The sequence below is a fragment of the Nocardia sp. NPDC058640 genome (assembly GCF_042716995.1).
Lineage (GTDB): Bacteria > Actinomycetota > Actinomycetes > Mycobacteriales > Mycobacteriaceae > Nocardia.
The window spans coordinates 14,833-39,089 of record NZ_JBHXRG010000040.1; the positions used below are offsets into that span (position 1 = coordinate 14,833).

At 65.4% G+C, this 24,257-nt stretch carries 23 protein-coding genes; 13 read left to right on the plus strand and 10 right to left on the minus strand.

The window, feature by feature from the left end; genetic code table 11:
* The first annotated feature begins 20 nt into the window (after positions 1 to 20).
* Both ACFWU5_RS26645 and ACFWU5_RS26650 read left to right on the plus strand, forming a co-directional pair.
* Positions 21 to 2,036 carry a M13 family metallopeptidase gene (locus tag ACFWU5_RS26645; RefSeq protein ID WP_379269551.1) on the plus strand — a complete coding sequence of 672 codons (2,016 nt, stop codon included), beginning with the start codon at positions 21 to 23 and terminating at the stop codon, positions 2,034 to 2,036.
* A gap of 65 nt (positions 2,037 to 2,101) precedes the next feature.
* On the plus strand, positions 2,102 to 2,845 hold the full coding sequence (locus ACFWU5_RS26650) for an MBL fold metallo-hydrolase (protein ID WP_379269553.1): 744 nt from the start codon (positions 2,102 to 2,104) through the stop codon (positions 2,843 to 2,845).
* Here ACFWU5_RS26650 and ACFWU5_RS26655 read toward each other — a convergent pair whose 3' ends face one another.
* The 5 genes from ACFWU5_RS26655 to ACFWU5_RS26675 all read right to left on the minus strand — a co-directional run bounded on the left by ACFWU5_RS26655 (position 2,846) and on the right by ACFWU5_RS26675 (position 8,131).
* On the minus strand, positions 2,846 to 3,922 hold the full coding sequence (locus tag ACFWU5_RS26655; RefSeq protein WP_379269555.1) for an ABC transporter ATP-binding protein: 1,077 nt from the start codon (positions 3,920 to 3,922) through the stop codon (positions 2,846 to 2,848).
* A 64-nt stretch (positions 3,923 to 3,986) separates the two neighbouring features.
* Positions 3,987 to 5,315: an ABC transporter substrate-binding protein gene (locus ACFWU5_RS26660; RefSeq protein WP_379269557.1), complete on the minus strand. Its 1,329-nt coding sequence runs from the start codon at positions 5,313 to 5,315 to the stop codon at positions 3,987 to 3,989.
* 21 nt (positions 5,316 to 5,336) lie between these two features.
* Positions 5,337 to 6,203, minus strand: a complete 867-nt coding sequence (locus ACFWU5_RS26665) for a carbohydrate ABC transporter permease (protein WP_379269558.1) — start codon at positions 6,201 to 6,203, stop codon at positions 5,337 to 5,339.
* Complete coding sequence (locus ACFWU5_RS26670) at positions 6,200 to 7,111, minus strand: carbohydrate ABC transporter permease (RefSeq protein ID WP_379245472.1); 912 nt, start codon at positions 7,109 to 7,111, stop codon at positions 6,200 to 6,202. The genes ACFWU5_RS26665 and ACFWU5_RS26670 overlap by 4 nt, the downstream gene beginning before the upstream one ends.
* Before the next feature lie 144 nt (positions 7,112 to 7,255).
* Positions 7,256 to 8,131 (minus strand): L,D-transpeptidase, encoded by an 876-nt coding sequence (locus ACFWU5_RS26675; protein WP_379269560.1) that lies wholly within the window; start codon positions 8,129 to 8,131, stop codon positions 7,256 to 7,258.
* 400 nt (positions 8,132 to 8,531) lie between these two features.
* On the opposite strand from ACFWU5_RS26675, the gene ACFWU5_RS26680 reads away from it, so the two are divergent.
* Complete coding sequence (locus ACFWU5_RS26680; protein ID WP_379245355.1) at positions 8,532 to 9,158, plus strand: hypothetical protein; 627 nt, start codon at positions 8,532 to 8,534, stop codon at positions 9,156 to 9,158.
* A 60-nt stretch (positions 9,159 to 9,218) separates the two neighbouring features.
* Here ACFWU5_RS26680 and ACFWU5_RS26685 read toward each other — a convergent pair whose 3' ends face one another.
* Positions 9,219 to 9,887, minus strand: a complete 669-nt coding sequence (locus ACFWU5_RS26685) for a S1 family peptidase (protein WP_379245357.1) — start codon at positions 9,885 to 9,887, stop codon at positions 9,219 to 9,221.
* A gap of 490 nt (positions 9,888 to 10,377) precedes the next feature.
* Here ACFWU5_RS26685 and ACFWU5_RS26690 point away from each other — a divergent pair, with 490 nt between their 5' ends.
* From ACFWU5_RS26690 to ACFWU5_RS26735, 10 genes are all read left to right on the plus strand, one after another.
* Positions 10,378 to 11,232, plus strand: coding sequence for an MlaE family ABC transporter permease (locus ACFWU5_RS26690; protein WP_379245359.1), 855 nt, complete (start codon positions 10,378 to 10,380; stop codon positions 11,230 to 11,232).
* A 3-nt stretch (positions 11,233 to 11,235) separates the two neighbouring features.
* Positions 11,236 to 12,099, plus strand: coding sequence for an MlaE family ABC transporter permease (locus ACFWU5_RS26695; RefSeq protein WP_379245361.1), 864 nt, complete (start codon positions 11,236 to 11,238; stop codon positions 12,097 to 12,099).
* Between the two features lie 7 nt (positions 12,100 to 12,106).
* Complete coding sequence (locus tag ACFWU5_RS26700; protein WP_379269561.1) at positions 12,107 to 13,594, plus strand: MCE family protein; 1,488 nt, start codon at positions 12,107 to 12,109, stop codon at positions 13,592 to 13,594.
* Positions 13,591 to 14,616: an MCE family protein gene (locus tag ACFWU5_RS26705; RefSeq protein ID WP_379245365.1), complete on the plus strand. Its 1,026-nt coding sequence runs from the start codon at positions 13,591 to 13,593 to the stop codon at positions 14,614 to 14,616. Before ACFWU5_RS26700 ends, ACFWU5_RS26705 begins: the two co-directional genes overlap by 4 nt.
* The gene (locus ACFWU5_RS26710; protein WP_379269563.1) at positions 14,616 to 15,611 is read left to right on the plus strand and encodes an MCE family protein; all 996 of its coding nucleotides are present in this window, start codon (positions 14,616 to 14,618) and stop codon (positions 15,609 to 15,611) included. The genes ACFWU5_RS26705 and ACFWU5_RS26710 overlap by 1 nt, the downstream gene beginning before the upstream one ends.
* A complete protein-coding gene (locus ACFWU5_RS26715) occupies positions 15,608 to 16,699 on the plus strand; it encodes an MCE family protein (RefSeq protein ID WP_379269565.1) in 1,092 nt (363 codons plus the stop codon). The genes ACFWU5_RS26710 and ACFWU5_RS26715 overlap by 4 nt, the downstream gene beginning before the upstream one ends.
* Positions 16,696 to 17,799: an MCE family protein gene (locus tag ACFWU5_RS26720; protein WP_379269566.1), complete on the plus strand. Its 1,104-nt coding sequence runs from the start codon at positions 16,696 to 16,698 to the stop codon at positions 17,797 to 17,799. Before ACFWU5_RS26715 ends, ACFWU5_RS26720 begins: the two co-directional genes overlap by 4 nt.
* Positions 17,796 to 18,968, plus strand: a complete 1,173-nt coding sequence (locus ACFWU5_RS26725) for an MlaD family protein (RefSeq protein ID WP_379269568.1) — start codon at positions 17,796 to 17,798, stop codon at positions 18,966 to 18,968. Before ACFWU5_RS26720 ends, ACFWU5_RS26725 begins: the two co-directional genes overlap by 4 nt.
* 145 nt (positions 18,969 to 19,113) lie before the next feature.
* Positions 19,114 to 19,995, plus strand: a complete 882-nt coding sequence (locus tag ACFWU5_RS26730) for a hypothetical protein (protein ID WP_379269570.1) — start codon at positions 19,114 to 19,116, stop codon at positions 19,993 to 19,995.
* Between the two features lie 51 nt (positions 19,996 to 20,046).
* Positions 20,047 to 20,709 carry a hypothetical protein gene (locus ACFWU5_RS26735; protein WP_379269571.1) on the plus strand — a complete coding sequence of 221 codons (663 nt, stop codon included), beginning with the start codon at positions 20,047 to 20,049 and terminating at the stop codon, positions 20,707 to 20,709.
* A gap of 76 nt (positions 20,710 to 20,785) precedes the next feature.
* Here the strand turns inward: ACFWU5_RS26735 and ACFWU5_RS26740 are convergent, their stop codons facing one another.
* The 4 genes from ACFWU5_RS26740 to ACFWU5_RS26755 all read right to left on the minus strand — a co-directional run bounded on the left by ACFWU5_RS26740 (position 20,786) and on the right by ACFWU5_RS26755 (position 23,831).
* Positions 20,786 to 21,418, minus strand: coding sequence for a ribonuclease H (locus ACFWU5_RS26740; RefSeq protein ID WP_379269573.1), 633 nt, complete (start codon positions 21,416 to 21,418; stop codon positions 20,786 to 20,788).
* A gap of 10 nt (positions 21,419 to 21,428) precedes the next feature.
* Entirely contained in the window at positions 21,429 to 21,902 is a 474-nt protein-coding gene (locus tag ACFWU5_RS26745) for an SRPBCC family protein (protein ID WP_379269575.1), read from the minus strand.
* Positions 21,903 to 21,972: 70 nt separating this feature from the next.
* A complete protein-coding gene (gene lhgO / locus ACFWU5_RS26750; protein ID WP_379269577.1) occupies positions 21,973 to 23,190 on the minus strand; it encodes an L-2-hydroxyglutarate oxidase in 1,218 nt (405 codons plus the stop codon).
* Entirely contained in the window at positions 23,187 to 23,831 is a 645-nt protein-coding gene (locus tag ACFWU5_RS26755) for a hypothetical protein (protein ID WP_379269579.1), read from the minus strand. Before ACFWU5_RS26755 ends, lhgO begins: the two co-directional genes overlap by 4 nt.
* Between the last annotated feature and the right edge of the window lie 426 nt (positions 23,832 to 24,257).

Consider the following 24,257-nt stretch of genomic DNA (forward strand, 5'->3'; position numbering starts at 1 on the left):
GTTTGGGCATACTGGAGCGCGTGACTTCCGATCTGAGTGCTCCTTCCGGTATCGACCTGTCCTTCCGTGATCAGGAGGTGCGGGTGCAGGATGATCTGTTCTCGCATGTCAACGGGCAGTGGTTGGCGGGGTATGAGATTCCGGCTGATCGGGCTGTCGACGGGGCGTTTCGCACGTTGTACGACCAGGCCGAGTTGGATGTGCAGGCGATCATCACCGACAGTGCGTCCGGTGCCGCGGAGGGGGTGGATGCGCGCAAGATCGGGGATTTGTACTCCAGTTTTATGGCTACCGAGGTGGTGGCTGCTGCGGGGTTCGCGCCGGTTGCTGATGAGTTGACCGCGATCGCGCAGGTTGCGGATGCGAGTGGGTTCGCGGCGTTGCTGGGTGGGTTGCAGCGGACCGGGGTTCGGGGGGCGGTGGGGTACTACGTCGATACCGATGACAAGGACTCCACGCGGTACCTCGTGCATGCGACGCAGTCGGGGATCGGGCTGCCGGATGAGTCGTATTACCGCTCTGAGGAATTCGCGGAGATCCGTGATGCGTACATCGCGCACATCACGAAGATGTTCACCATCGCGGCCGCCGATGCGTCGTTGGAAGGGCTGCTGCCTGCCGATCCGGCTGATGCTGCCCGGCGCGTGTTCGAGCTGGAACGCACACTGGCCGCGGGACATTGGGATGTAGTGCGTCGGCGGGATGCCGAAAAGAGCTACAACCTCACGACTTTCGCTGATCTCGTCGCGGAACATCCCGAATTCGACTGGGCTGCATGGGTGGGCGCCATCGCGGCCGGCCAAGCTCGCGAGGGCGCGGACCTGTTCGCCGAACTCGTGGTCCGCCAGCCCGACTACCTGCGCGCTTTCGCTACCGCGTGGAACGATGTCCCGCAGCAGGATTGGCAGGCCTGGGCCGCCTGGCAGGTCCTGCACGCCCGCGCCGCCTTCCTCACCGACGAGATCGTCGAGGAGAACTTCGACTTCTACGGTCGCACCCTCACCGGCGCCCAGGAGAACCGCGATCGCTGGAAGCGCGGCGTCTCCCTGGTGCAGGAGTTGCTGGGCGAGGCAGTCGGCAAAATCTATGTCGCACGGCACTTTCCGCCCGCGGCGAAGGCTCGGATGGTCGAACTGGTGGCCAACCTGCAGGAGGCCTACCGCCGCAATATCACCGACCTCGAGTGGATGGGCCCCGACACCCGCGCGGCCGCGCTGACCAAGCTGGAGAAGTTCACCCCCAAGATCGGCTACCCCGACACCTGGCGCGACTACGCCGCGGTCGAGATCGACCCCACCGATCTGGTGGGCAACTACCGTCGCGGTTACGCCGCCGATCACGACCGTGACCTGGGCAAACTGGGTGGCGAGGTGGACCGGGGCGAGTGGTTCATGACCCCGCAGACCGTGAACGCCTACTACAACCCGGGCATGAACGAGATCGTGTTCCCCGCGGCGATCCTGCAGCCGCCGTTCTTCGACATGAACGCCGACGACGCCGCCAACTACGGTGGCATCGGCGCGGTGATCGGCCACGAGATCGGCCACGGTTTCGACGACCAGGGCGCCAAGTACGACGGCGACGGCAACATGCAGGACTGGTGGACCGACGCGGATCGCGCCGAGTTCGGCAAGCGCACCAAGGCTTTGATCGACCAGTACAACGTGCTGTCCCCCGCCGACCTCGACGACGAGCACACCGTGAACGGTGAGTTCACCATCGGCGAGAACATCGGCGATCTGGGCGGCCTGTCGATCGCGTTGGCCGCCTACAAGATCTCGCTGAACGGCGAAGAACCCCCGGTCATCGACGGTCTCACCGGTCTGCAGCGCGTGTTCTACGGGTGGGCGCAGGTCTGGCGCACCAAGGCCCGCCAGGAAGAGGCGATCCGCCGCCTTGCCATCGACCCGCACTCCCCGCCGGAGTTCCGCTGCAACGCGGTGGTCCGCAATATCGACAGCTTCTACGAGGCCTTCGACGTGACCCCCGACGACAAGCTGTTCCTGGATCCCGAACAGCGTGTGACGATCTGGTGATGTGATTCGAGCCTGCCGGCCGCGCAGCCGGTAGGCTCGAAATTCATTGCTCCGGAGAGGGATTCATGCGTCACCAGCAGGTAGCCGACAACGTTTTCACCATCGCAGGCACCGACGTCAACATGGTCCTGCTGCGCGACGGCAGCGACCTCACGTTGATCGACGCGGGCTGGTACGGCGACGCCGCCACCATCGAGAAGTCGGTCCGCGCGTTGGGCCACCGCCCCGAAGACATCAGGGCGATCCTGCTGACCCACGCCCACCTGGACCACGTCGGCGCACTGAACCACCTGCACCGCCATTACGCGATCCCGGTCTACACCAGCGAAACCGAAGTGGCCCACGCCCGCGGCGACGTGCACGAATCCGCCACTCCCCTGGACGTGATCAAGCGTCTGACCGACCGCAAAACCCTCGGCTGGGCCGCCCGCATCACCGCCGCGGGCGGCCTACGCAAGAACCCGGTCCCCCACATCCAACCCTTCCCCACTGAAGGCCCCCTGGATTTCCCCGGCCACCCGATCCCCGTCGCGACCCCGGGCCACACCTCCGGCCACACCGTGTTCCACCTCCCCGAGGTAGGCGCACTAGCCACCGGCGACACCCTGTGCACGGCCCACCCGACCTCGAAAATCACGGGCCCCCAGGTACTTCCGTGCTTCTTCAACCACTCCACCGAAGACACCGTCGCAGCCCTGGACATCCTCGAACCCCTCGACGCGGCACTGGTCCTCCCCGGCCACGGCCCCGTCTGGACCGACGGCATCGCGAAAGCGGTAGCCCACGCCCGCGAACACCCGCCGCGCTGATCAGCGCAGGCGCAGGTCGGTCTCGGCGTCGAAGAAGAAGACCTCGTCGACCTTGGGTCGCAGGTGCAGGGTTTCGCCCAGGGTGGTTTTGAAGCGGCGGTCCACTCGCACGACGATCTTGCCGGAGCGGGTGGACCAGTCGGTGCCCGCGCCGTGGGTGTAGACGAAGGATTCGGCGCCGAGTTCTTCGAGAAGTTCGGCGACGACGGTGATGCCGGCCGGGTCGGAGGTGACTTCCCACGATTCGGGGCGGACACCGAGGACCACGCGGGCACCGGAAACACTGCGCGGCAGGGGAATTCGTAGACCATCGAGCACGGCAGAGCCTTCGACCACGGGTGCTTCGAGCAGGTTCATGCCGGGTGAACCGATGAACCCGGCGACGAAAGTATTCAACGGATTGTCGTAAAGCTCACGGGGAGCGGCGATCTGCTGCAAAGTCCCGTCCAACAGCACTGCGACCCTGTGCCCCATCGTCATCGCCTCGACCTGGTCGTGCGTGACGTAGACGGTGGTGGTCCCCAGCCGCTGCTGCAGGGCGGCGATCTGCGAGCGGGTCGAAACACGCAGCTTCGCATCCAGATTCGACAGCGGTTCATCCATGCAGAACACCTGCGGCCGACGAACAATGGCCCGCCCCATGGCAACTCGTTGCCGCTGTCCACCGGAAAGCTTGGCCGGTTTGCGATCCAGCAGCGGCTCGAGTTCCAGCATGGCGGCAGCTTCGCGCACGCGAACGAGCGTGTCGGACTTGGACATTCCCGCGTTGCGCAGCGCGAACCCCATGTTCTCGGCCACGGTCATGTTCGGGTAGAGCGCGTAACTCTGGAACACCATCGCCACGTCACGAGCGCGCGGCGGCAGCCCGGTCACATCACGGTCGCCGATCCGAATAGTCCCGGACTCAACGGATTCCAGCCCGGCAAGCATCCGCAGGCTGGTGGACTTGCCGCAACCCGACGGCCCGACCAGCACCAGGAACTCGCCGTCGGCGATGTCGATGTCGAGTGCGTCGACGGCGGGGGCGTCGGCGCCGGGATAGCGGTGGGTCACACCGTCGAACTGCACTGTGGCCATGCGAATGTCACTCCTGAGAAAGACGAACGGGCCGGTGGTGCGACACCACCGGCCCGCGAAGGAACTACTTGGGCAGCTTGGGCGTGATCTGCCGGTCGATGATCGCCTGCACGTCGGCGGCGACCTTGGCCAGAACCGTTGCCGGATCGGCGTTCTGGAGGCCGATCTGTTCGTAGCCGGTGCCGATGATCTGGTCGGCGCCGGGCACGAACACGCGCGCGTAGTCCTGCGACTTCGCCACCGACAGCTGGTCGATGGCGACCTTGGAGTTCGGGTTCTTCGCCAGGAAGTCGATCTCGGAAGGATCGGTCACGGCCGACTTGCGCACCGGCATGTAGCCCGTGTTCTGCGTGAAGTACGCGGTGTTGGCCGCGTTGGTGATGAACTCGATGAACTTGAGCGCGTTCACCTTTCGCGCCTCGGAGATCCGCGACGGGATCGCCAGACCGGCGCCGCCGGTGGTGACGCCGGGCCCGTTGGGGTGCGGCAGGAACGCGGTGCCGACCTCGAACTTGCCGTCGGCGTTCTTCTTGATGCCCTTGAGGTCGCCGGTGGAGGCGATGGTGGAGGCGGCCACGCCGGTGCCGAAGTCGACCGCGATCTGCGGACGGATGGCGGCGTACTTCTTCACATTGATGGATTCACGCAGATAGGTGGCCGCGGCGATGGAGCCCGGATCGGTGAACTTCAGGGTCCACTTGTCGGAGTACGCGCCACCGAAGGTCCAGTTCGGGCCCTGGAAGGTCCAGCCCAGGTAGTTCTTGGCGTCGCCCCAGGCGTGCGCGAACTTGTCGCCGCCGACCACGGACTGCAGCTTCGGGCCCCACTCGTCGAATTCCTGCCAGGAGTTCGGGCCGCGGTCGGGCAGGCCCGCCTTGGCCCAGACGTCCTTGTTGTAGTAGAACAGCGGCGTCGAGCGGGCGTACGGCAGGGCGTAGTGCTTGCCGTCGAACAGGTAGTCCGCGGCCAGCGAGTCCACGTAGTCGTCGAGCTTCACCCCGGCGGCACCGAAGTGCCCGTCCAGCGGTTCGATCGCCTTGCTCAGCGCGTAGTTGAACCACCAGACATCGGACAGCACAACGACATCGGGCAGTTCACCACCGGTGAGCGCGGCGTTGAACTTCTGCGCCACCTCCTCGTAGTTCTTGCCCGCGTCGACCAGGTTCACCTTCAGGTCAGGATGCTTGGCCTGGAAGCGGTTGATCAGCTCCAGCTCCAGCTCCTTGGAGGTACCGGGGTGGTTGGACCAGAAGGTGATGGTGTTGGCGTCACCGGAATCGCCGGATCCACCGCCGGTGCCCGCGCATGCGGTCAGGGCGGCGGCAGCGGCGACGCCACCGGTCAGGCCGATGAAGCCACGGCGACTCAGCGCCGGGAATCGAGAGTGGGACACGGGCGAACTCCTGTTCGAGATTTAACCTTTGACCGCACCGGAGGTGAGGCCTTTGATCATGTGACGTTGCAGGGCAAGGAAAACCAGCAGAATGGGCAGCATCGTGAGCACGGTGCCCGCCATCACCGACCCCCAGTTGGTGGTGCTGGGGTTCTCGGTGTTCTGCAGCAGGGTCAGGCCGACCGGCAGGGTGGCGACGTCGGCGGAATCGGCCATCAGGAACGGCCACAGGTACTCGTTCCACTCGGTGACCAGCGTGACCACCGCGAACGCGACCATCGTGGGCCCCGACATCGGCAGCACCACGCGGGTGAGCAGCCGCCACCAGTTCGCGCCGTCCATGCGCGCCGCCTCGATCACTTCACCGGGCAGCGACAGGAAATGGTTGCGCATCAAGAACGTGCCGAAGGCGACACCGCACAGCGGAATGATGATGCCCTGGAACGTATTTCGCCAACCGAGCTGCGCGATGAACGCGTAGTTGGAGATCACCGTGATCTGGTTGGGCACCATCAGCGCCGCGATGATCACCAGGAACACCAGGTTCTTGCCGGGGAACCGCAGGAACACCAGCCCGTACGCGCTGAACACCCCGAGCGCGAACTTCACCACCGACACGATGCCGGTCACGATGATCGAGTTCCGCAGGAACGTCCAGAACGGCACCGTGGTGGTGGCGTGGCTGTAGTTCTCCGGGTGCCAACTCGACGGCCAGTAGACCGCGGGCTGGGTGTAGATCTCGGAGCGATCCTTGAGCGAGGTGATCAGGATCCAGAACAGCGGCACACCCACGATGATCAGCACGCACACCATGGCCGCGTAGCCGAGCAGGGTGATCGCACGTTCGCGTCGCCGGTACGAAAGGGTTTGCGGGCCTACATGTTTCATCGTTCGCCTCGATCCATCACACGCACCTGGATCAACGTGACCACCAGCAGCACCAAGAACATGATCGAGGCCACGGTGGCGCCGTACCCGGCCCGGAAGTTTTTGAACGACTCCTCGTACACCTGGAACACCATGGTGGTGGTGCCGTTGCCCAGCGGTCCGCCACGCGTCATCACATTGATGATGTCGAAGACCTGCAGCGAGTTCAGCAGCACGGTGATCGACAGAAAAAATGTCGTCGGGCGAAGCTGCGGCAGTAGAACTTTCGTGAATCGCGTCCAGCTACTGGCGCCGTCCATTTCGGCGGCTTCCAGCAGTTCCGCGCGCACACCTTGCAGCGCGGCCAGATAGATCACGAAGGCGTAGCCCAGGTTCTTCCAGATGTAAGTGATCGTCACCATGAACAGGGCCCAGTCCGGGTCCTGATAGAAATCGGGCACATTGTCGACACCGACCCGGTGCAACAGGTCTTGTACCAGACCGAAACTCGGATCGAAGATGAATTGGAAAGCCACCCCGATCGCCGCGCCCGAAATCACGAACGGCGCGAAAATCGCGGAGCGAACGACGTTGCGCCCGAACAGCTTTCGATCCAGCAGCATCGCCAGCGCCAGACCCAGTGCCATGCTCACCACGACGGCGGCCACGGTGAAGATCACCGTATTGCTGACGACTTTCCAGGAGTCGTCGCGCTGCCACCATTCGATGTAGTTGTCGAACCCCACGGAATTGGCCACCGGATCGGCGATGTTCCAGTCGGTGAACGACAGCCGGATATTGTCGGCAAGCGGCCGGTAAACGAACAGGGTCAGCAACGCGAGGTTCGGCACGACAAGTACCACGAACAGCGCGTAGTCCTGCCATCGACGGCTTTTCCCGGGCAATACCCGCTCTGGACTCTTACGCACTGCGGCAGCCTTACGGCGCACGGCGAACTGTTGGTTAACCCTGCCCGCCGATTTTCTGAACATCGGGCACACAGTGGCCAGTACAGCAAAAAGCCGAACAATACGATCAGAAATGATCGTATTGTTCGGCTTTTGTTCAGAACACTAGTTCCAGTCGCCCAAACCGTCGCCGGCACTGAGGGTTCCACCCTGCGTACCGGTCACGATCACGGCGTCACCGCGACGGGTGTTCTCCAGGAACCACTTTCCGTCTTCGGTGCTCACATTGAGGCAGCCGTGGCTGGCGTTGGAGTAACCCTGCTGGCCCACCGACCACGGGGCGGCGTGCACGAAGATGCCGCTGTTGGACAGGCGGGTGGCGTATTCGACCTCGAGCTTGTAGCCCTCGGGATCGGTGACGGGCACGCCGTAGGTCGACGAATCCATGGTCATCTTCTCGAGCCGCTCGCCCACGATGTAGGTGCCGTTGGGGGTCTCGTAGCCGGGCTTGCCCAGCGAGGTCGGCATTTCGCGCACGACTTCACCGTTGCGGGTGACCACGATCATCTTGGTGGCGTCGTCGACGGTGGCCACGAGCGCGTCACCGATGTGGAACGAGCTGGTGGTGCCGCCCGCGACCACGGTCACGTCGGTGTTGGCCGGCCAGAACTCGGTGGGCTTCCAGCGGACCTGCTTGCTCGAGGTCCAGTAGAAGTGGCCGGGCGCGTTGGCGCTCGAGGTGACCTTGATGGCCCGCTCGGCGGCCGCGCGGTCTTCGACCGGCTCCTGGAAGGTGATGGCGATCGGCTGCGCGACGCCGACGGTCTCGCCGTCGCCGATGTTGATGTTGGGCGGCGCGAAGGGCGCGGCCTGCGCGGGCTCGTTCACCGCGGGCTGGCTGGAGCCGCCGAGCCCGAACGGCAACAGGGGCTGCGCCTGCGCGGGCACGACGGCCAGTGCGCCGGTCGCGGCGACCGCTGCCGACAGCAACAGACCCCGGCGAAGCCAGTGAGATTGCTGAATATTTGCCTCGTAGTGCATAAGTTCTCGTCCATTCCATCTCCCGCCCCGCCTGCGACGGCGCGAGATCTTCTCATTGACGCGTAGTGACGCAGAGTCCGCGAAGGTCTCCACGAGGTAACGATTCCCCGACCCTGACCCTCCATTACTACCCGCACCCGGTGGCAACGTGCCAGCGGCGTTGCGCAGTGATAACAACGCGGCAACGATGTGCCGCAGGTCACATAACGCGCTGTTACTGTTCGGCTTTCGTCAAACCCGGCGCTCACAGCGGCAAGTCGGCGACGGTGCGTGCGAGCAGGCGGGAAGCACATCGGTGTAAGTTCCAAACGTCACGTGAGGCAGATCACCCGGCGAATGTGAAGTGGATCGCCCGGTGCAGGAGTCGACGGCGGCGGCTCGAGTGGTGTATTCACAGTGAGTGCTTGCAGATTTGCGATTCGGTCGACTCGTCGGCGCGATCGCCATCACCGTGACCGCGTTCGTCTCCACCGGTTGCGGCGGCACCATCGACGGTCACGCCCAGCCCGCGGTCGACGTCGTGCCCGCCACCAGCAGCGCGAAACCGACCAGCAAGCCGAGCAAACCCAGCAAGACCACCACCGGCAAGCCGACGCCGACCTCGAGCCGAGGCGGTCGGACCGACTTCCAGGCCAATGTCGGCGACTGCGTGAAGCTGGGTGGCACGGTCGAGGACGCGAGCATCGAGAAGGCCGCGTGCGGCAGCCGCGAGGCGAACTTCAAGGTCATCGGCAAGGCCAAGAACAGTGAGGGTTGCGTGAGCGACCGCGACCAGGCCTACTTCGAGACCCTGGACGGCGTCCAGACCGGCGCCCTGTGTCTGGACATCGACTGGGTCGTTGGCGGTTGCCTCGATCTGGGTGGCGACGACCCCAAGCGCATCGACTGCACCGAGGGCGGCGTCGACCCGGTCAAGGTGATCACGATCAAGAAGAACACCGCCGACGTCAACGACTGCCCCGACTCCGCGGACTCCGGCTTCGACTACCCGGAGCGTCGGATGGTCGTGTGCACGGAAAGCCTGTAGCGCACACAAAAAGGGCGGGCCGCTGGGAAAATCCGCGGCCCGCCCTGTCTGTGCGAGAAGCTAGATGGGCCGGAAGCCCGAACCCACGCCGCCGCGACCGTTGATGTCGTCCATGATCGAGTTCATGTTGGTGCCGACCTCGGGTCCGAAGCAGGCCACCGCCAGGTAGGCGTTCACCATGCCGACCAGCGTCGACCCGACCACGACCGGCGCACCGGAATCGCCTTCGACCACGCACATCTGCGACCAGGTCTCGGTGTTGGTCTGGAAGACATCGCCCCAGCTGATGCCGCAGGTGTTGCCGGTGGTGCGGCCTTCCTTACACACGATGGTGGGGAACTGCGCGGGCCCGCCGACACCGGTGATGCTGACATTGCCGATCCGGTTGACCGGGGTGACCCGGCCGGGCGTGAACTCGATGACCGCGTAGTCCAGCTCGTGGTTGCTGTACGCGAACCGGCCGATTTCGCCGTAGCCGTGATCCGCTTCCGCCGCGACCGTGGCACCCGCGTCGCCGCAGTGCCCCGCGGTCAAGCCGACCAGCCTGCCCGCCGCGTCGTGACCGATCGTGGTGAGGGTGCACTCGAACGCGTTGTCGATCACGATGCCGGAACCGCCGCCGATCACCGGGGGGCCGGGCTGTGCCTGGGCCGCGCCGGTGCCGAGCAAGGCTGCACCGAGGGCGAGTGCGAAGGCAGCGTTGGCCACCTTGGCGAGTTTGCTGAACATGTCCCTCCAGATGTCGGAAGTTCGCACGATATCAATACCGTCTGTCTATCGTGCCTGTATTCGGTCCCGGGCGTGGCTGCGGACCGGTGCGTTTGCCCACGGATTCGGTCGCCTGTCCGACTGTCGTTGTCATAGCGATTCCCTATCGAAATCGTGTCGCGGCGAGTCGTTCGTGTTTCGCGCGTGATCTGTTCAGATAATTCGACGAGGGTTTCGTTATGAATGACAGAGTTCCGCAATATTTGTTTGCCGCGACCGCCGGTACTGGGAAACCCTGTCCGAAAAGACCTTCGCGCGTTATACGCGGACATGCGTAAATACGGGCTGTAGGGTCCGTCGTGACGGGTCTCATAGCCGATTACAACAGTGACCTCCATCTATGACAACGCTCACATGTCGGTGGTGTGTTCTGGGCTACTCCGTAGTAAGGTGCGTCAAGCAAACAAGTCGCCGGGGCGTTGAGGGCCCGGCGTCGAGAGGGGTAAAAGCAGTGCAGTCGACCGAGAGTCCACCCACACGTTCACGAGCCAGCGAGGCTGTCGACTGGACGAAGGGCCTTTGGGACGACCACCCCAAGAAGTCGCTGGAAACCTTCGGTCGACAGATCACGATGGGTTTCGAGGCGATCACGGAGTTGATCGTCGCGATCTTCCGCAAGCGCTTCCCCTTCGAAGAATTCATTCGGCAGTGCGCGTTCATGTCCAACGTCGCCGCCGCCCCGACACTGCTGGTCGCGATCCCGATCGCGGTCATCGTGTCCATCCAGGTCGGCGCGATCGCGGGCCAGGTCGGTGCCACCTCGTTCATCGGCGCGGCCAACGGCCTCGGCATCATCCAGCAGGGCGCGCCGCTGGTCACCTCGATCATGATCGCCGGCGCCGTCGGTTCGGCCGTATGCGCCGACCTCGGCTCGCGCACCATCCGCGAAGAGATCGACGCCATGAAGGTGATGGGCGTCGACCCGCTGCGCAGGCTGGTGGCCCCCCGCCTCGGCGCCGCGATGCTGGTCAGCCTGCTGCTGTGTGGCTTCGTGGTCTTCGTCGGTTTCATCACCGGCTACATGTTCAACATCTTCGCCCAGGCGGGCACCCCCGGTTCCTACATGAGTACCTTCGCCTCGTTCGCGGTCACCCGCGACCTCGCGGTGGCGCTGCTCAAGTCGGTGCTGTTCGGCCTGATCGCCTCGATCATCGCCTGCGACTGCGGTCTGAACGCCCGCGGCGGCCCCGGTGGTGTGGCCAACGCGGTGAACTCGGCAGTGGTCAGTTCCATGGTCATGCTGCTGGGCGTCAACCTGGCGATCACGCAGATCTACTCCGCCGTATTCCCCCCACAGGTGGTCTGAGCCTTGTCTTCAACTTACGTACCTCCGCTGCTGCGGCCGCTGCGCCAGCTCAAGGCGGCGGGCAAAGTCCCCCTCGATATGGTCGCCCGCCTGGGCCACCAGGTCTTCTTCTTCCTGCGTTCGGTCGGCTCGATTCCGCTGGCCTTCAAGCAGTACCCGAAGGAGATCTGGCGCCTGCTCTCCGATGTCACCTGGGGTAACGGCAACATCGTCGTCGGTGGTGGCACCATCGGCGTCATCCTGATCATCAGCGCCTTCGGCGGTATGACCGTCGCGGTCCAGGGCTACACCTCGCTGAACCTGCTGGGTCTGAGCCCGCTCACCGGCGCCATCTCGGCCTTCGCCACCACCCGAGAGCTGGGTCCGCTGCTGGCGGCACTGGCCTTCGCGGCGCAGGCGGGTTGTCGATTCACCGCCCAGTTGGGCGCGATGCGCATCTCCGAGGAGATCGACGCGCTGGACTCGATCGCCATCCGCCCGCTGCCCTACCTGGTCAGCACCCGGATGATGGCCGCGGTCATGGCGATCGTGCCGCTGTACTGCGTCGGTCTGGCGATGGCCTACCTGTCGTGCTCGGTGGTGGTCGGCCTGATCGGCGGCACCGCGTCGGGCACCTACTCGCACTACTTCTACCAGTTCCTGGTCCCGGCGGACGTGCTGTACTCGCTGCTCAAGGCGGTCATCTTCGTCATGATCACCACGTTCATCCAGTGCTACTACGGCTTCTTCGCCTCGGGTGGTCCCGAAGGCGTCGGCGTGGCCGCCGGCCGGGCGATCAAGATGTGCATCATCCTGGTCGTGTTCGCCGACCTGTTCATGACTTTGGCGATCTGGGGCATCGACCCCGGCATCAGGATCTCGGGGTAAGGGCGCGATGATCATCGATCCGAGTGGGCGTGGGCCCACAATGAAACAGCTGTACATAGCGGGCGTTGCCGGTCTGGCCGTGATCACCGTGATCCTGGTGTTCCTGATGGCCCGCTACGAAGGCTATTTCGTACCGAAGACCAAGGTGGTGGCCAGCCTGGGCACCACCGGTGACGGCCTGCCGTCCGAGGCCGACGTGAAGTTCCGCGGCGTGCTGGTCGGCACGGTCGACGGTGTCGACGTGCAGCAGCAGGGCGCGATCCAGAACGTGCGGATCAACCTCAAACCCGAGTTCGCCGACGACATTCCGGCTTCGGTCACCGCACGCGTGGTGCCCAGCAACCTGTTCGCGGTGACCTCGGTGGAGCTGGTCTACAACGGCTCCGACAGCAATCACCTGAAGGCCGGCTCGGTCATCCAGGAGGACAAGAGCAAGGGCACGATCGCGCTGCAGGACACGCTGACCTCGGTCCGCGAGATCCTCAACGAGATCGACCCGGTGCAGTTCGGCCGCGTGCTGGGCACCCTGTCCCAGGCTCTGGACGGCAGCGGCCGGGTTCCCGGCTCCACGATCCAGCGCCTGGACGAGTGGGTCACCACCGTCGCCGACGCCGGACCGAACCTGAACGGGATCCTGAACAACTTCTCCGGCGCGATCCACGCGCTCAACGAATCCGCGCCGGAGCTGCTCGATGTACTGGGCAAGTCGGTGCAGACCTCGACCACCATCGCGGCCAACCGGCAGGGCCTGATCGACGTGATCGCGGGCACCTCGGCCACCGCGGCCCGCCTCGACGATCTGTTCATGCTCAACGGTGACGCGGGCAAGCAGATCACCACCGACGGCGCGGTGATGTTCGGTGCGCTGGCCCACGACCCCACGGGTCTGAGCCAGTCGGTCTACGACATGGGCGTGGCCGTGGCGGCGCTGAACACCACCTTCACCTGGGGCCCGAAGAAGCAGCAGGTCTGGAATGCCGGCCTTGTCTTCCCCGGCATGACCTACATTCCGTACGCCCAGGGCGATTGCCCGCGCTACGGCGAGCTGGCAGGCCCGAGCTGCGCGACCGCGCCGCTCGAGTCGATCATCGAGCCGCTGCCGGACAAGCTGCAGCCGCGGGCATTGGACTCCGCCGCGGGGATGGCACCGCTGGTGTCGATCCCGGGCTTGAACATCCCCGGCCTGACCCTGCCCGGTTTCGCCGCCCCCATCGCGGCACCCGAGCAGCCGCTGATCCCCGGCCTGCCCGCCATTCCGGGCCTGCCCTCGATCCCGGGGCTGACCGCACCGGCCGCGTTCACCGCACCGGCGGACGCTGCCGCACCGGCGGCGACCACCCCGGCCGCAACGACCGTCAAGCCGATCTCCTACACCGGTAACGCGGCGATCGCGGCCATGGTCGGACGCACTCCGACCGTGGCCGAGTACCTGCTGTTCGGTCCGATCACCAAGGATTCGACGTTGACAGTGACCGAAGGCAAGGTCGATCGATGAGCATCAAGAAACCGCTGATCGGGTTCAGCATCTTCGCGCTGGTTTCGATTCTGGTCACGGTGGTCGTGTGGAACACCCTCGCGCGCACCGTGGCAGGCGACACCCGCAAGTACACGGCCATCTTCACCGATGTGCTCGGTCTTCGCTCCGGCGATGACGTCCGCATGGCCGGCGTGCGCGTGGGCAAGATCGAGAAGATCGAGCTCGACGACAGCAACAACGCCAAGGTGTCGTTCATCGTGCAGGCCGACCAGGCCGTGTACGGCAACACCAAGGCGCTGGTGCGCTACCAGAACCTGATCGGCCAGCGCTATGTGGCGCTGGCTCCTGGTAAGGACGGCAACACCGAGCAGCTGCGGTCGGGGGCCACGATCCCACTGGCCAACACCGAGCCCTCCTTCGATGTCTCGGCCCTGCTCAACGGTTTCCAGCCGATGTTCCAGGCGCTCGAGCCCGCGCAGGTCAACGCCATGTCCGAGAGCCTGATCCAGGCTCTGCAGGGCGACGGAGTCTCGTTGTCGGCGTTCATCATCCAGGCCGCGCAGCTGGCCACGGACTTCCAGCGCCGCGACGCGATCCTGTCGGATGTGATCGTCAACCTGTCCGCGGTGATGACCGGTCTGGCCCAACGCGGTGACCAGCTGGAAACCCTGGTGACCCAGACCCGAGCACTGATCGGCGGCCTGTACTCGCAGGGCCAGTCGTTGCAGAACTCGGTGCAGGGGCTGTCGGACAACACCACCTCGCTGGTCAACATGCTCTCGGCCTTGCAGCCGAAGCTGACCGCGACCCAGGACCAGGTGGTCTCGGCGACGAACCTGCTGATCATCAACGGTGAGCGGCTCGACCGCGCCGCGATCGACCTGCCCGCGGTAGCAGCGGGCTTCGGCCGGGTCACCTCCGAGGGCGCGTACGCGAACTCCGGCTTCTGCCGGTTGGACCTCACGCTCTATGGGGTGCTGTTCCCTCGCGGCATTTTCAGTCAGATCGGCGGAAACAAACAGTCGGCGGTGTGCAGATAATGGTCAACAAATTCCGAAAGCGGTTCGACGGCAACCGCAACTTCTGGCTCGGCGTGATCGGTGCCGCCATCGCGGCGGTGCTGGTCGCGGTGGCCAGCATCTTCACCGCGCTCGGCCTCGGTAAGCAGTCGGTCGAGATGGAGTTCCAGCAGGCCGCGGGCATCCGAAGCGGCGACCGTGTCGCGGTCTCCGGTGTCGGTGTGGGCACCGTGAAAAGCGCGGAGCTCGACGGCGACAAGGTGTTGGTCTCGGTCAACATCGACGGCGATATCGAGCTCAAGCGCAACGCGCACGCCACCATCAAGATGGCCACGCTGCTGGGCGCCCGCTACATCGAACTCGATCCCGGCGACGGCGAGGATCTGGACGGCGACCGGATCTCGGTGGCCAACACCACGGTCCCCTACGACCTGGCCGACGTCATCCAGCGCGGTACCCCCGAGTTCCAGGAACTGGACACCGCCAAGCTCGCGGCGTCGTTGAACGCGGTGAACTCGCAGCTGTCGGGCTCACCCGAACTGGTCGCTCAGGCGTTGGACAGCGTCGGCGCGGTCGCCAAGGTCATCGAACGCCGTCGGGTCGAGGTCGATCAGCTGCTCAAGGATCTGAGCCAGGTCACCACCATTCTGGGCGAGAACCGCAACAGCGTGCTGCTGGTGATCACCCAGGGTGAGGCGATCGCCAGCCGGGTGATGCAGCGTCAGGATCTGCTGCGTCAGCTGCTCGACAGTGTCGCCACGCTCACCCGTCAGCTGTCGGAGCTGGGTGTCGACGACAACGGCCAGCTCACCACCACCATCGACAATCTCAAGACGATGTCGGAAGGCCTGCAGAAGAACAAGGACAACCTCGACATCCTGCTCTCGGTCGGCCCGCCGACCGCGCGCTACCTGGGCAACGCGACCGGCGACGGTCCCTACGCCAACCTGGCGTTGCCGTGGTTGTTCCCTGACAACTGGCTGTGTGCCGTCGACCTCGTTGAAGGATGCCAATGAACGCGAGAATCCGTACGCGCATAGCACGATCGATCGCCGCGGGTGGTCTGGTGTTGGCACTGGGTAGCTGCTCGCTGCCGTTCGGTGACGTGCTCAGCTCCAAGACCAAGATCACCGCCGATTTCCAGAGTGCCGCCGGTATGTACGAGGGCAACGACGTGATGATCCTGGGCGTGAAGGTCGGCACCGTCGACAAGATCGTGCCCAAGGGTTTGTTCGCCGAGGTCCACATGACCGTCGACGCCGGCGTGGACGTGCCGTCCAATGTCGAGGCGGCCATCATCTCGCCGTCGGTGGTCACCGACCGCCACATCGAGCTGACCCCGCCGTTCACCAGCGGTGAGAAGCTGAAGTCGGGTGCCCACCTGCCCGAGCAGCGCACGCACACGCCGATCGAGCTCGAGAAGATGATCGAGACGATCGACAGCTTCGCCAAGGCGCTGGGCCCCGAGCCGGGCAAGGAGGGCCTCGGCCCGCTGTCGGGTCGGGCGCTGTACCCGATCCTCAACGGCAACGGCGAGAAGATCCGCGACACCCTCAGCGCGTTGTCCGCGGCGTTGAAGGTCGGTACCGACAACAAGGACGCGATCGCCAACATCATCATCCAGCTCAACGATCTCACCACCATGCTGGCCGAGAACGACCAGTCCGTGCGGGATTTCAGCAACCAGGTCACCCAGATGAGCTCGATGCTGACCGAGCAGGCTCCGGGCCTGCAGGCCACGTTGGACAACCTCAACCTGTTCCTGACCAACACCTCGACCGCGCTGGGCGCCAAGAGCTCCGACCTGGCGGCGACGCTGGCCGGGCTCACGTCGGTGACCCAGCAGCTGCGCGACAACTCGCGCGGTCTCACCGAGATCGTGGACGTGTTGCCGATGACGATGCAGAACCTGAGCAACGCGGTGGACCGCAACGGTCGCTACGTGCGCCTGCACGCATTGATCGGTGAGTCGTTGGACAGCGAGATGGTGATCACCTTCTGCGAACGGATTCAGATGCGCGGTGAGGCTTGCCGCACCGGAAACATGCAGGACTTCGGTCCGGACTATGGGTTGACCGCCGCGATGCTTGGACTGACGAAATGATCTCGATAACGCGAAAGACCTACCGCGCGAAGGCGATGCTGGCCGCGGCCGCGCTGACCACGGTCACGCTGGCGGTCTCGGGCTGCGGGCTGACCGTGGAGAGCCTGCCGCTGCCGGAACCCGGCGTCGGCGGCGAAACCTACACGCTGCACGCGGAGTTCGAGAACGCGCTGAACCTGCCCAACCAGGCCAAGGTCAAGATCGGTGGCTCCGATATCGGGGTGGTCTCCAAGATCTCGACCAAGAACTTCCAGGCCGTGATCGACATGCAGGTGCGCAAGGACATCCAGCTGCCCAAGGGCAGTGTGGCCGAGCTGCGGCAGGCGACCCCACTGGGCGATGTGTTCGTCGCGGTGGTCAAGCCGACCAACCCCAGCGGCGCGACGCTGGGCGAGGGCGACACCATCACGCGCGAGTTCACCTCCGCGGGTGCCACGGTGGAGCAGCTGCTGCTGTCGGTGACGATGTTGTTCAACGGTGGCGGTTTGGCCAGCTTGAGCCGGGTCGGTACCGAACTGGGCAACATCCTCGGCGGCCACGGCCACGAACTCGGCCACCTGACCACCGAACTCACCGGCGTGCTCGGTGATCTGAACGCCAACAGCGCCCAGATCGACTCGGTGCTCACCGAATTCAGCACCCTGTCGGCCACGATCAACTCCAAGCGCGGCGAGCTCGGCCAGGTCGCCGATACTCTGCCCAACGCCATCGGCGCGATCGCGGAGAACACCCAGGCGCTCACCGACATGCTGGCTCGACTGGCGGTCACCACCAACGCGCTGGGCGACTACGCCCGAACCAACACCGAACAGCTGGGTACCGTGCTCGACAGCGTCACCAGCCTGTCCGGCCAGCTCGCCTCGACCGGTGACAAGCTCGGCTACCTGCTGGACCAGCTGGCCCTCCTGCGCCCCGGTGTCGAGCAGACCATGAAGGGCAAGGGTCTGATTCCGTACGCGAATCTCACCAACCTCGACGTTCCGCTGCTCACCGCACCCGGCACGTCGCGTCTACCGAACATGCAGGATGCGAACGACTTCGTCGGTACCTTCGTCCAGGTTCTGCTGACCGTCCAGGGCCGGCTGGGAGGCCACCGATGAGCAAGCTGTTCACACATCACAAGCTCCTATTGGCGAACTGCACCCTGGTGCTGGTTTTCCTCTTCGGTGGCGCCTACCTGTTGATCGATGTCATGCGCTTCAATCCGCTGCAGGGCAACTACGAAGTGACGGTGAAGCTGCCCCGCTCCGGCGGTCTGCAGGCGGGCAACGATGTGACCATGCGCGGTTACCGCATCGGTCAGGTCACCTCGATCAACGTCATCGACGGTGGTGGCGCGATCGCCGCGGCGGTCCGGATCGATCGTCGATACCAGATTCCGGCGGAAACGCTGGTCACGGTGCAGGCGCTGTCGGCCGCGGGCGAGCAGTTCGTGGACTTCCGGCCCAGCACCGATGTCGCGCCGTACCTGCGCAACGGTGCCGTCATCGATTTCAAGGACGGCAAGGTCACCACCCCGGTGCCGGTGTGGGAAGTCCTCGACGACACGACGCTGCTGGTTTCGCAGGTGGATCCCAAGCAGTTCAACGTGATCCTGCGTGAGCTCGACACCGCGTTGAGCGCGGGCCCGGATCAGCTGCGCAGCCTGGTCGAAGGTGCCAGCCTCGCGGTCGCGGGTCTGCACAATCTGCTGCCGCAGACGGTGAACCTGATCAAGAACCTGCAGGTGATCATGGAGACCACCTCGCACGCTCAGCCGGACCTGGGCACGCTGACCCGCAACTCGGGTTTGCTGTTCGACCAGCTCAACAAGGCCGACGGCGAACTGCGGCAGGTCCTGCAGAAGGCGCCCGCCCAGTTCGACGCCCTCGGCGCGGTGCTGGACGAGAACCGGGATCCGATCACCTCGATCGCGTCCAACCTGACCGCGATCACCAGGGCGGGCACGCTGCGTGCGCCCGCGCTGCGACTGCTGCTTCCGTCGCTGGGCCATGGCATCGGCGCGTTCGGTATTCCGGCCTACGATGGCGAGTTCCATGCCATGATCGACATCTGGCCGCGCCCGGCGTGCAAGTACAACACCAAGTCCGAGCCCTTCTGGCAGGTCCAGGACGGTTCGTTCCCGAAGTGGAACTACTGCACCGATCCCCCGCCCGGCCAGCAGATCCGTGGTGCGGCCAACGCGCCGCGGCCCAACATTCCCGACAATGGTTCGTTCCTGCCTCCGGGTGTGGATCCGAACGAGCGTACGTTGAAGCCGGTGAACTGAAGGCACCGACTCCCAGGCGCTGAGACGGCGTCGTGAGCGCCCGGTAGCCAGTGCAGACTGCCGGGCGCGCACGTGAGTGTGACACCCTGTCACAGCCTCGCCCATCGATGCGCAGCCGCGCGAAACAGAACAAGGATTTGATTTCATGGCAACGGACGACACCGCGAACGATTCGACGAAGGCCACGGCCGCTGACGCGGACGCGGTAGCGGAGAACAGTACGCCCTCGCCCGATCCGGCCGCGAAGGGTTCGGACGCCGAGAAGACCGTCGACACGAACAAGACCGTGGTCATGCCGACCGCGGTGGATACCGACAAGACCGTGGTCATGCCGACCGCGGTGGACACGGACAAGACCGTGACCATGCCGACCGCGGTGGACACCGAGAAGACCGTGACGATCGACAAGTCCGCGTCTGCTCCTGCCCCCGCCGCTCCCGCTGTCGCCGAGTCTGCGCCGGCGAAGTCCCGTGGCGCGTGGCTCGTCGCCGCCGCCGCGGGTGTCGCCGCGGTGGCGCTGGGCACGGCGCTCGCGGTGTTCGTCGTGCTGTGGTCGCAGCGGGGCGAGAAGATCGACGCCGCCAAGGACGCGACCGCGGCCGCGTGCGATTTCGTGCGCACGGTCTCGGTGTTCGACGGCAACGGTGACCTGAAGCCGTACTTCGAGGGTGTCGAGGCCAAGAGCACCGGTGAGCTGCAGTCCAGCTTCCGCACCGGCACCGAGGGCCTGCGCTCGGCGATGGTCGAGATCGGCGCGAAGTCCACCATCGAGGAACTGCAGTGCGCCCCCATCTCGGTCAACGACGACCAGGTGATGGTGGCGGGTACGTGGATCCAGTACCAGAGCAACAAGCTCGCCGCCGAGGCTCGGCCGATGATCTTCCCGGTGCAGCTCACCGTGAACAACGTCGACGGCAAGTGGCTGGTGTCGATGATGAAGTCGCCGATCCTGGATCGTCTGGGCATGGGCGGCACCATGGGCGGTGTCGCGCCGGGCGCCGCGCCCGCGCCCGCGCCGGGCAACTGAATCCGTCCGCCGAGCAGGAGTAGTTGACACCCACAGAACGGGGTTGATTCGATGACCAGCGATGATGCGCAGAGCGACGTCGATGCCGCCGATAAGCCCGATCTGGGGAAATCCGAGGACCCGATAGTGCAGGGTGCGGCGGCTCCGTCCGCCGCACCGCGCTCGAAGGGTCGGCTGGCCGCCGGTCTGGCCGGGGTGGTCGCGGTCGGCGCGATCGCCGCGGCCGTGGTGTTCTTCGTCCAGGACAGCATCAAGGCCGAAAAGCTCGATGCCATCGCGGAATCGACGAAGGCGGCCTGCGATTACGCGGCCGTGCTGGTCAACTACGACTCCGCCAACGATCTCGACGGCTACATCACGGCGATGAAGGCGGGCGCCACCGGCGACTTCCTGAAAGAGTTCAGCGATGCCAGCGAGCAGCTGGGGGTCGCCATGGTGCAGGCCCAGCTGAAGTCCACGGGCGAAGACGTGCAGTGCGGGTACCTGTCGGGCGGCACCGACGACGCCAGGGCCATGGTCACCATGACCCAGATCCGCAGCAGTATCGCCCGGCCCGAGCCGGAACGAATGCTGTTTCCGATCGAGATGAGCCTGGTGCGTTCGGGCGACAAATGGCTGGTCAGCAGGCTGGATTCGCCGCTGCTCGAGTTCGGTGGGGGTGCCGGCGGTGGTGCGGCACTGGGCGGTCAGCCAGTCCCCACGCCGGGAAACTGACCCAGACCTACCGAAACGCCGCGAGCACTAGCTGCTCGCGGCGTTTCGCTGTGCGGTCCCACTCCGGTCGCATCGTTCAGAACAGGGTCAATGTCCCTGCCGCCGGCGCGACCGACTTCCCTGTGGAGACCGTGTCTCTGGCGGCCGTTGCCGCGGGTTCTCGGCCCGCAGGCCGGGGTTCTGCCCTGGTGGCGGGCACGCCGCGGGAACGGCGGTCGGCCCCTGCCTGGATGGTCGGACCGGAATCCAGTACCGGGTCTGCCGTGGGTGCGAGCGTTCCTTCGCGAACCCCGCGCGCCGCTTCACCGGCCAGCTTGTCGGCCTGTTCGTTGAAGTAGTTGCCCACGTGCCCGCGTACCCAGCGGAATCGCACGGGACCTTCGCGTCGGGTGATCGCGGTGTCGATCTGCTTGATGATCTCGACGTTCTTCACCGCGCCGCCGGTGGAGGTGCGCCAGCCGTTGCGGCGCCAGCTGGTGATCCATTCCGAGGCGCACTTGATGGCGTACTGGGAATCGCTTTCGATGAGCATCGGTTCGGTGCCGGGGTGGGCGAGGATGGCTTCGAGCACCGCGCGCAGTTCCGCGATCTGGTTGGTGCCGCTGGCCGCGCCGCCGCTGTGCGCGGGACCGGCGTGATTGACCCAGGCCCAGCCGATGGCACCACCGGGATTGCGCAGGCAGGACCCGTCGGTGCTCACGATGATCATGACCGCCACCCTAGGCGATGCGTCCGACAAGATCGGTACCGTGGAATGCCTCTATCTCCCTTCGCAACCGCGATTCCGTTGCGCGCAGGGCCGACTTCGCGGCCGCGTCGACGGGGCCGTGGCACAGGCGGGCGAACATGCCGCGTGGTGGTGGATAGTCGGCTTCGGAGGTCAGCACCGACCGTTCGTAGCCGAGTGGATCGAATCGCAGGGTAACGGTTCCGTATACCCGCCCACGCAGGGTATACCCGATGACCGCGTTTCGCCGATATTCGGTGATCTCCACCGAAGTACGCAGCGGGATCACGCCGAACAGCCGGAATTGCACCGCGAAGGTGGCGCCCAATCCCTGGTCGGGGATTCCCATGGGCTCGCTGCCGGTGACGCCGTACATCCATTGCGGGCCGTGCCGGAAATCCTCGGCGTAGGCGAAGGCGGCGTCGACCGGGGCGCCGACGTCGCTGGCAAACCTGATGTGGCCCATCGGCCCTCCCTGGATCGGATGGGCCCAAAAGTACTACAAAACTCCTCTTTATTTGGCGGAACGGCGCTGTTCACTCGGCGGAATCGAGCTGTTCGACCAGGTGCCGCGCGATCGGCATCGCCGACGTCGCGGCTGGTGAGGGCGCGTTGAGCACGTGAATCGAGCGCGGGGTGCGTTCGATGAGGAAGTCGTGCACCAGGGTGCCGTCCCGCAAAACCGCCTGCGCTCGGATGCCCGCGCGGTGCGGCAGCAGGTCGGCGGAGGTCAGTTCGGGGCAGTATTTCCGACATTCCGCGAGATACCCGCGCTTGAACACCGAGTTGCGCAGTTCGCGGACGCCGGTGGCGAAATGGTCGCGGGCCACCCGGCGCACGCCGGCGAAACCGAGCACGTCCAGGGCGTCGCGCCGGTTCACGCTGCCCTTGCGATAGCCCTCGCGCGACAGTCCGAGCACGGCGTTCGGGCCGACGGTGAGGTCGCCGTCGATGGTGGGGCTCAGGTGCACGCCGAGGAACGGCAGCGCGGGGTCGGGAACGGGGTAGATCAGCGTGCTCACCAGGTCGGCGCGTTCTCGGGGAAGCCGGTAGTACTCGCCACGAAACGGCACGATGCGAAAGTCGGTGTCTATTCCGGCCATTCGCGCCATCCGGTCGGCTTGCAGCCCCGCGCAGACCACCAGCGTGCCTGCGGTGATGGAGCCTTGCGGGCCCGAAACTGTGATGGCCGAAGTGTTTTCGGTGATGGCCTCGATCTGCGTGTCGAGGCGGATCTGTCCGCCCATCGCCTCGACCTGCTTGGCCAGCGCGGCGGTCACCTTCGTGTAGTCGATGATCCCGGTGGCGGGCACGAAAAGCGCTCCGACACCGGTGATTCGAGGCTCACGCCGCTTCAGCTCAGCGGCATCGATCGCCTCGACTTCCACCCCGTTGGCGATCGATCGCTCGTACAGCGCGAGCATCCGCTCGTGTTCGGCGGAATCGGTGGCTACCAACAACTTTCCGCATTCCCGGAACGGAATATCCTGCGCGGCAGCGAATTCCTTGGTCCACTGCGCACCGGCCCGACACAGCCGCGCCTTCAAACTGTCCGGCGGATAATAGATTCCGGAGTGGATGACGCCACTGTTGTGCCCGGTCTGATGCGCGCCGAGGGCGGATTCCTTCTCGAGCAGCACCAGGCTTGCGCCGGGAAAGCGGGTCAGCAGCTGATGCGCGGTGGCCACGCCGACGATGCCGCCGCCGACCACGCAGAAGTCGTACGCACCGCTCGAGGTGCCGGGAAGTGTCACACGTCGACGGTAGTCGGCAGCTGTTCGGTCGGCGACTCCGGCATTTCCGGTACGGGGGCGGGCTTCTCGACGCGCAGGGTGTGGCTGCCCACCCGCGGGTCCGACAGGATGACAACCAATTCGCCCTGGCGCGAATCGAATTCGGTGCGCACGGCGGTGACCGCAGCCGGATCCGGTGTCATGCCGAGGTATCTCGCCGCCGTGGTCACCAAGTTGGTGTCGACGGTGAAGGCATAGGTGTCGCTGCGCGCGGGCGCGACCTGGGCGCCGAGGTACGTTCCGCCGATGCCGAGACGGCCCGCGAGAGCCGAATTATCCAGTCGCGCACCGGATTGCTGCGCGGCCAGCGGAGTGGGCGTCAGCTCGTCCGCGGAGCGTTCCGCGCGCAGCGTCGACTCCCCAGTGAACATGACCAGGTCCACGGTGGACGTCGGTGCGGAATCATCGGCTGGAAGGGGCCGATGATGTCCGGGGTTGGGCGTCACGACCGGGGCGGCATGTTCGGTGGCCGGCGGCGGCGCGAGCGCGGGCATGTGATTGACGATGTAGGCGCCCGCGGCGAAAGTCAGACACAGGCTGGCGGCGCCGGATGCCACGATGGCGGACAGGCGCACGATCTGAGCGGATCGGTGTGCGGTCACGATGCGGTTGGCCTTCCGTAGCTGTGGGTATACCCGAGCTGAACGGGGCCCGCATCGTTGAAAGCCACGCGCTGGAATCCACGGTACGTGGTCCGTCGCACCGCGACCGCTTCCTCGCTGTGAGATCAGGACCACATCCGAAACGAGGCTGTATCACTCCTAGTGGGAGTGGGTTTTTGCCCGGGCAAGTGTTTCTCACACGTAACAACGGGTATCTGTAGGAAGCAGGCGAGCGTCATTCACGACTGCCACGGCGGTCCCACCCCGGCCAATGATGTCCGGGGCAGTCGGCACGAATGGCGCTCACGGAGGGCGCTCGCCTGCTTGGGGTGCGGGGATGGCAGAGCCACGGGGTTTGAGTGGTCCCAGATTGTTTGAGGCTGTGTTTTTGGAGCGCTGGCGCGCTCGAGCGCGGCCCCTGAGGGG

What these genes read in the sequence shown, in the direction of transcription:
- ACFWU5_RS26685 (WP_379245357.1), bottom strand. Translation starts at nt 9,887, where the DNA reads ATGTTCAGCAAACTCGCCAAGGTGGCCAACGCTGCCTTCGCACTCGCC.
- ACFWU5_RS26705 (WP_379245365.1), top strand. Translation starts at nt 13,591, where the DNA reads ATGAGCATCAAGAAACCGCTGATCGGGTTCAGCATCTTCGCGCTGGTT.
- ACFWU5_RS26740 (WP_379269573.1), bottom strand. Translation starts at nt 21,418, where the DNA reads ATGATCATCGTGAGCACCGACGGGTCCTGCCTGCGCAATCCCGGTGGT.
- ACFWU5_RS26665 (WP_379269558.1), bottom strand. Translation starts at nt 6,203, where the DNA reads ATGAAACATGTAGGCCCGCAAACCCTTTCGTACCGGCGACGCGAACGT.
- ACFWU5_RS26655 (WP_379269555.1), bottom strand. Translation starts at nt 3,922, where the DNA reads ATGGCCACAGTGCAGTTCGACGGTGTGACCCACCGCTATCCCGGCGCC.
- ACFWU5_RS26720 (WP_379269566.1), top strand. Translation starts at nt 16,696, where the DNA reads ATGATCTCGATAACGCGAAAGACCTACCGCGCGAAGGCGATGCTGGCC.
- ACFWU5_RS26650 (WP_379269553.1), top strand. Translation starts at nt 2,102, where the DNA reads ATGCGTCACCAGCAGGTAGCCGACAACGTTTTCACCATCGCAGGCACC.
- ACFWU5_RS26675 (WP_379269560.1), bottom strand. Translation starts at nt 8,131, where the DNA reads ATGCACTACGAGGCAAATATTCAGCAATCTCACTGGCTTCGCCGGGGT.
- ACFWU5_RS26725 (WP_379269568.1), top strand. Translation starts at nt 17,796, where the DNA reads ATGAGCAAGCTGTTCACACATCACAAGCTCCTATTGGCGAACTGCACC.
- ACFWU5_RS26735 (WP_379269571.1), top strand. Translation starts at nt 20,047, where the DNA reads ATGACCAGCGATGATGCGCAGAGCGACGTCGATGCCGCCGATAAGCCC.
- ACFWU5_RS26710 (WP_379269563.1), top strand. Translation starts at nt 14,616, where the DNA reads ATGGTCAACAAATTCCGAAAGCGGTTCGACGGCAACCGCAACTTCTGG.
- ACFWU5_RS26745 (WP_379269575.1), bottom strand. Translation starts at nt 21,902, where the DNA reads ATGGGCCACATCAGGTTTGCCAGCGACGTCGGCGCCCCGGTCGACGCC.
- ACFWU5_RS26700 (WP_379269561.1), top strand. Translation starts at nt 12,107, where the DNA reads ATGATCATCGATCCGAGTGGGCGTGGGCCCACAATGAAACAGCTGTAC.
- ACFWU5_RS26730 (WP_379269570.1), top strand. Translation starts at nt 19,114, where the DNA reads ATGGCAACGGACGACACCGCGAACGATTCGACGAAGGCCACGGCCGCT.
- ACFWU5_RS26715 (WP_379269565.1), top strand. Translation starts at nt 15,608, where the DNA reads ATGAACGCGAGAATCCGTACGCGCATAGCACGATCGATCGCCGCGGGT.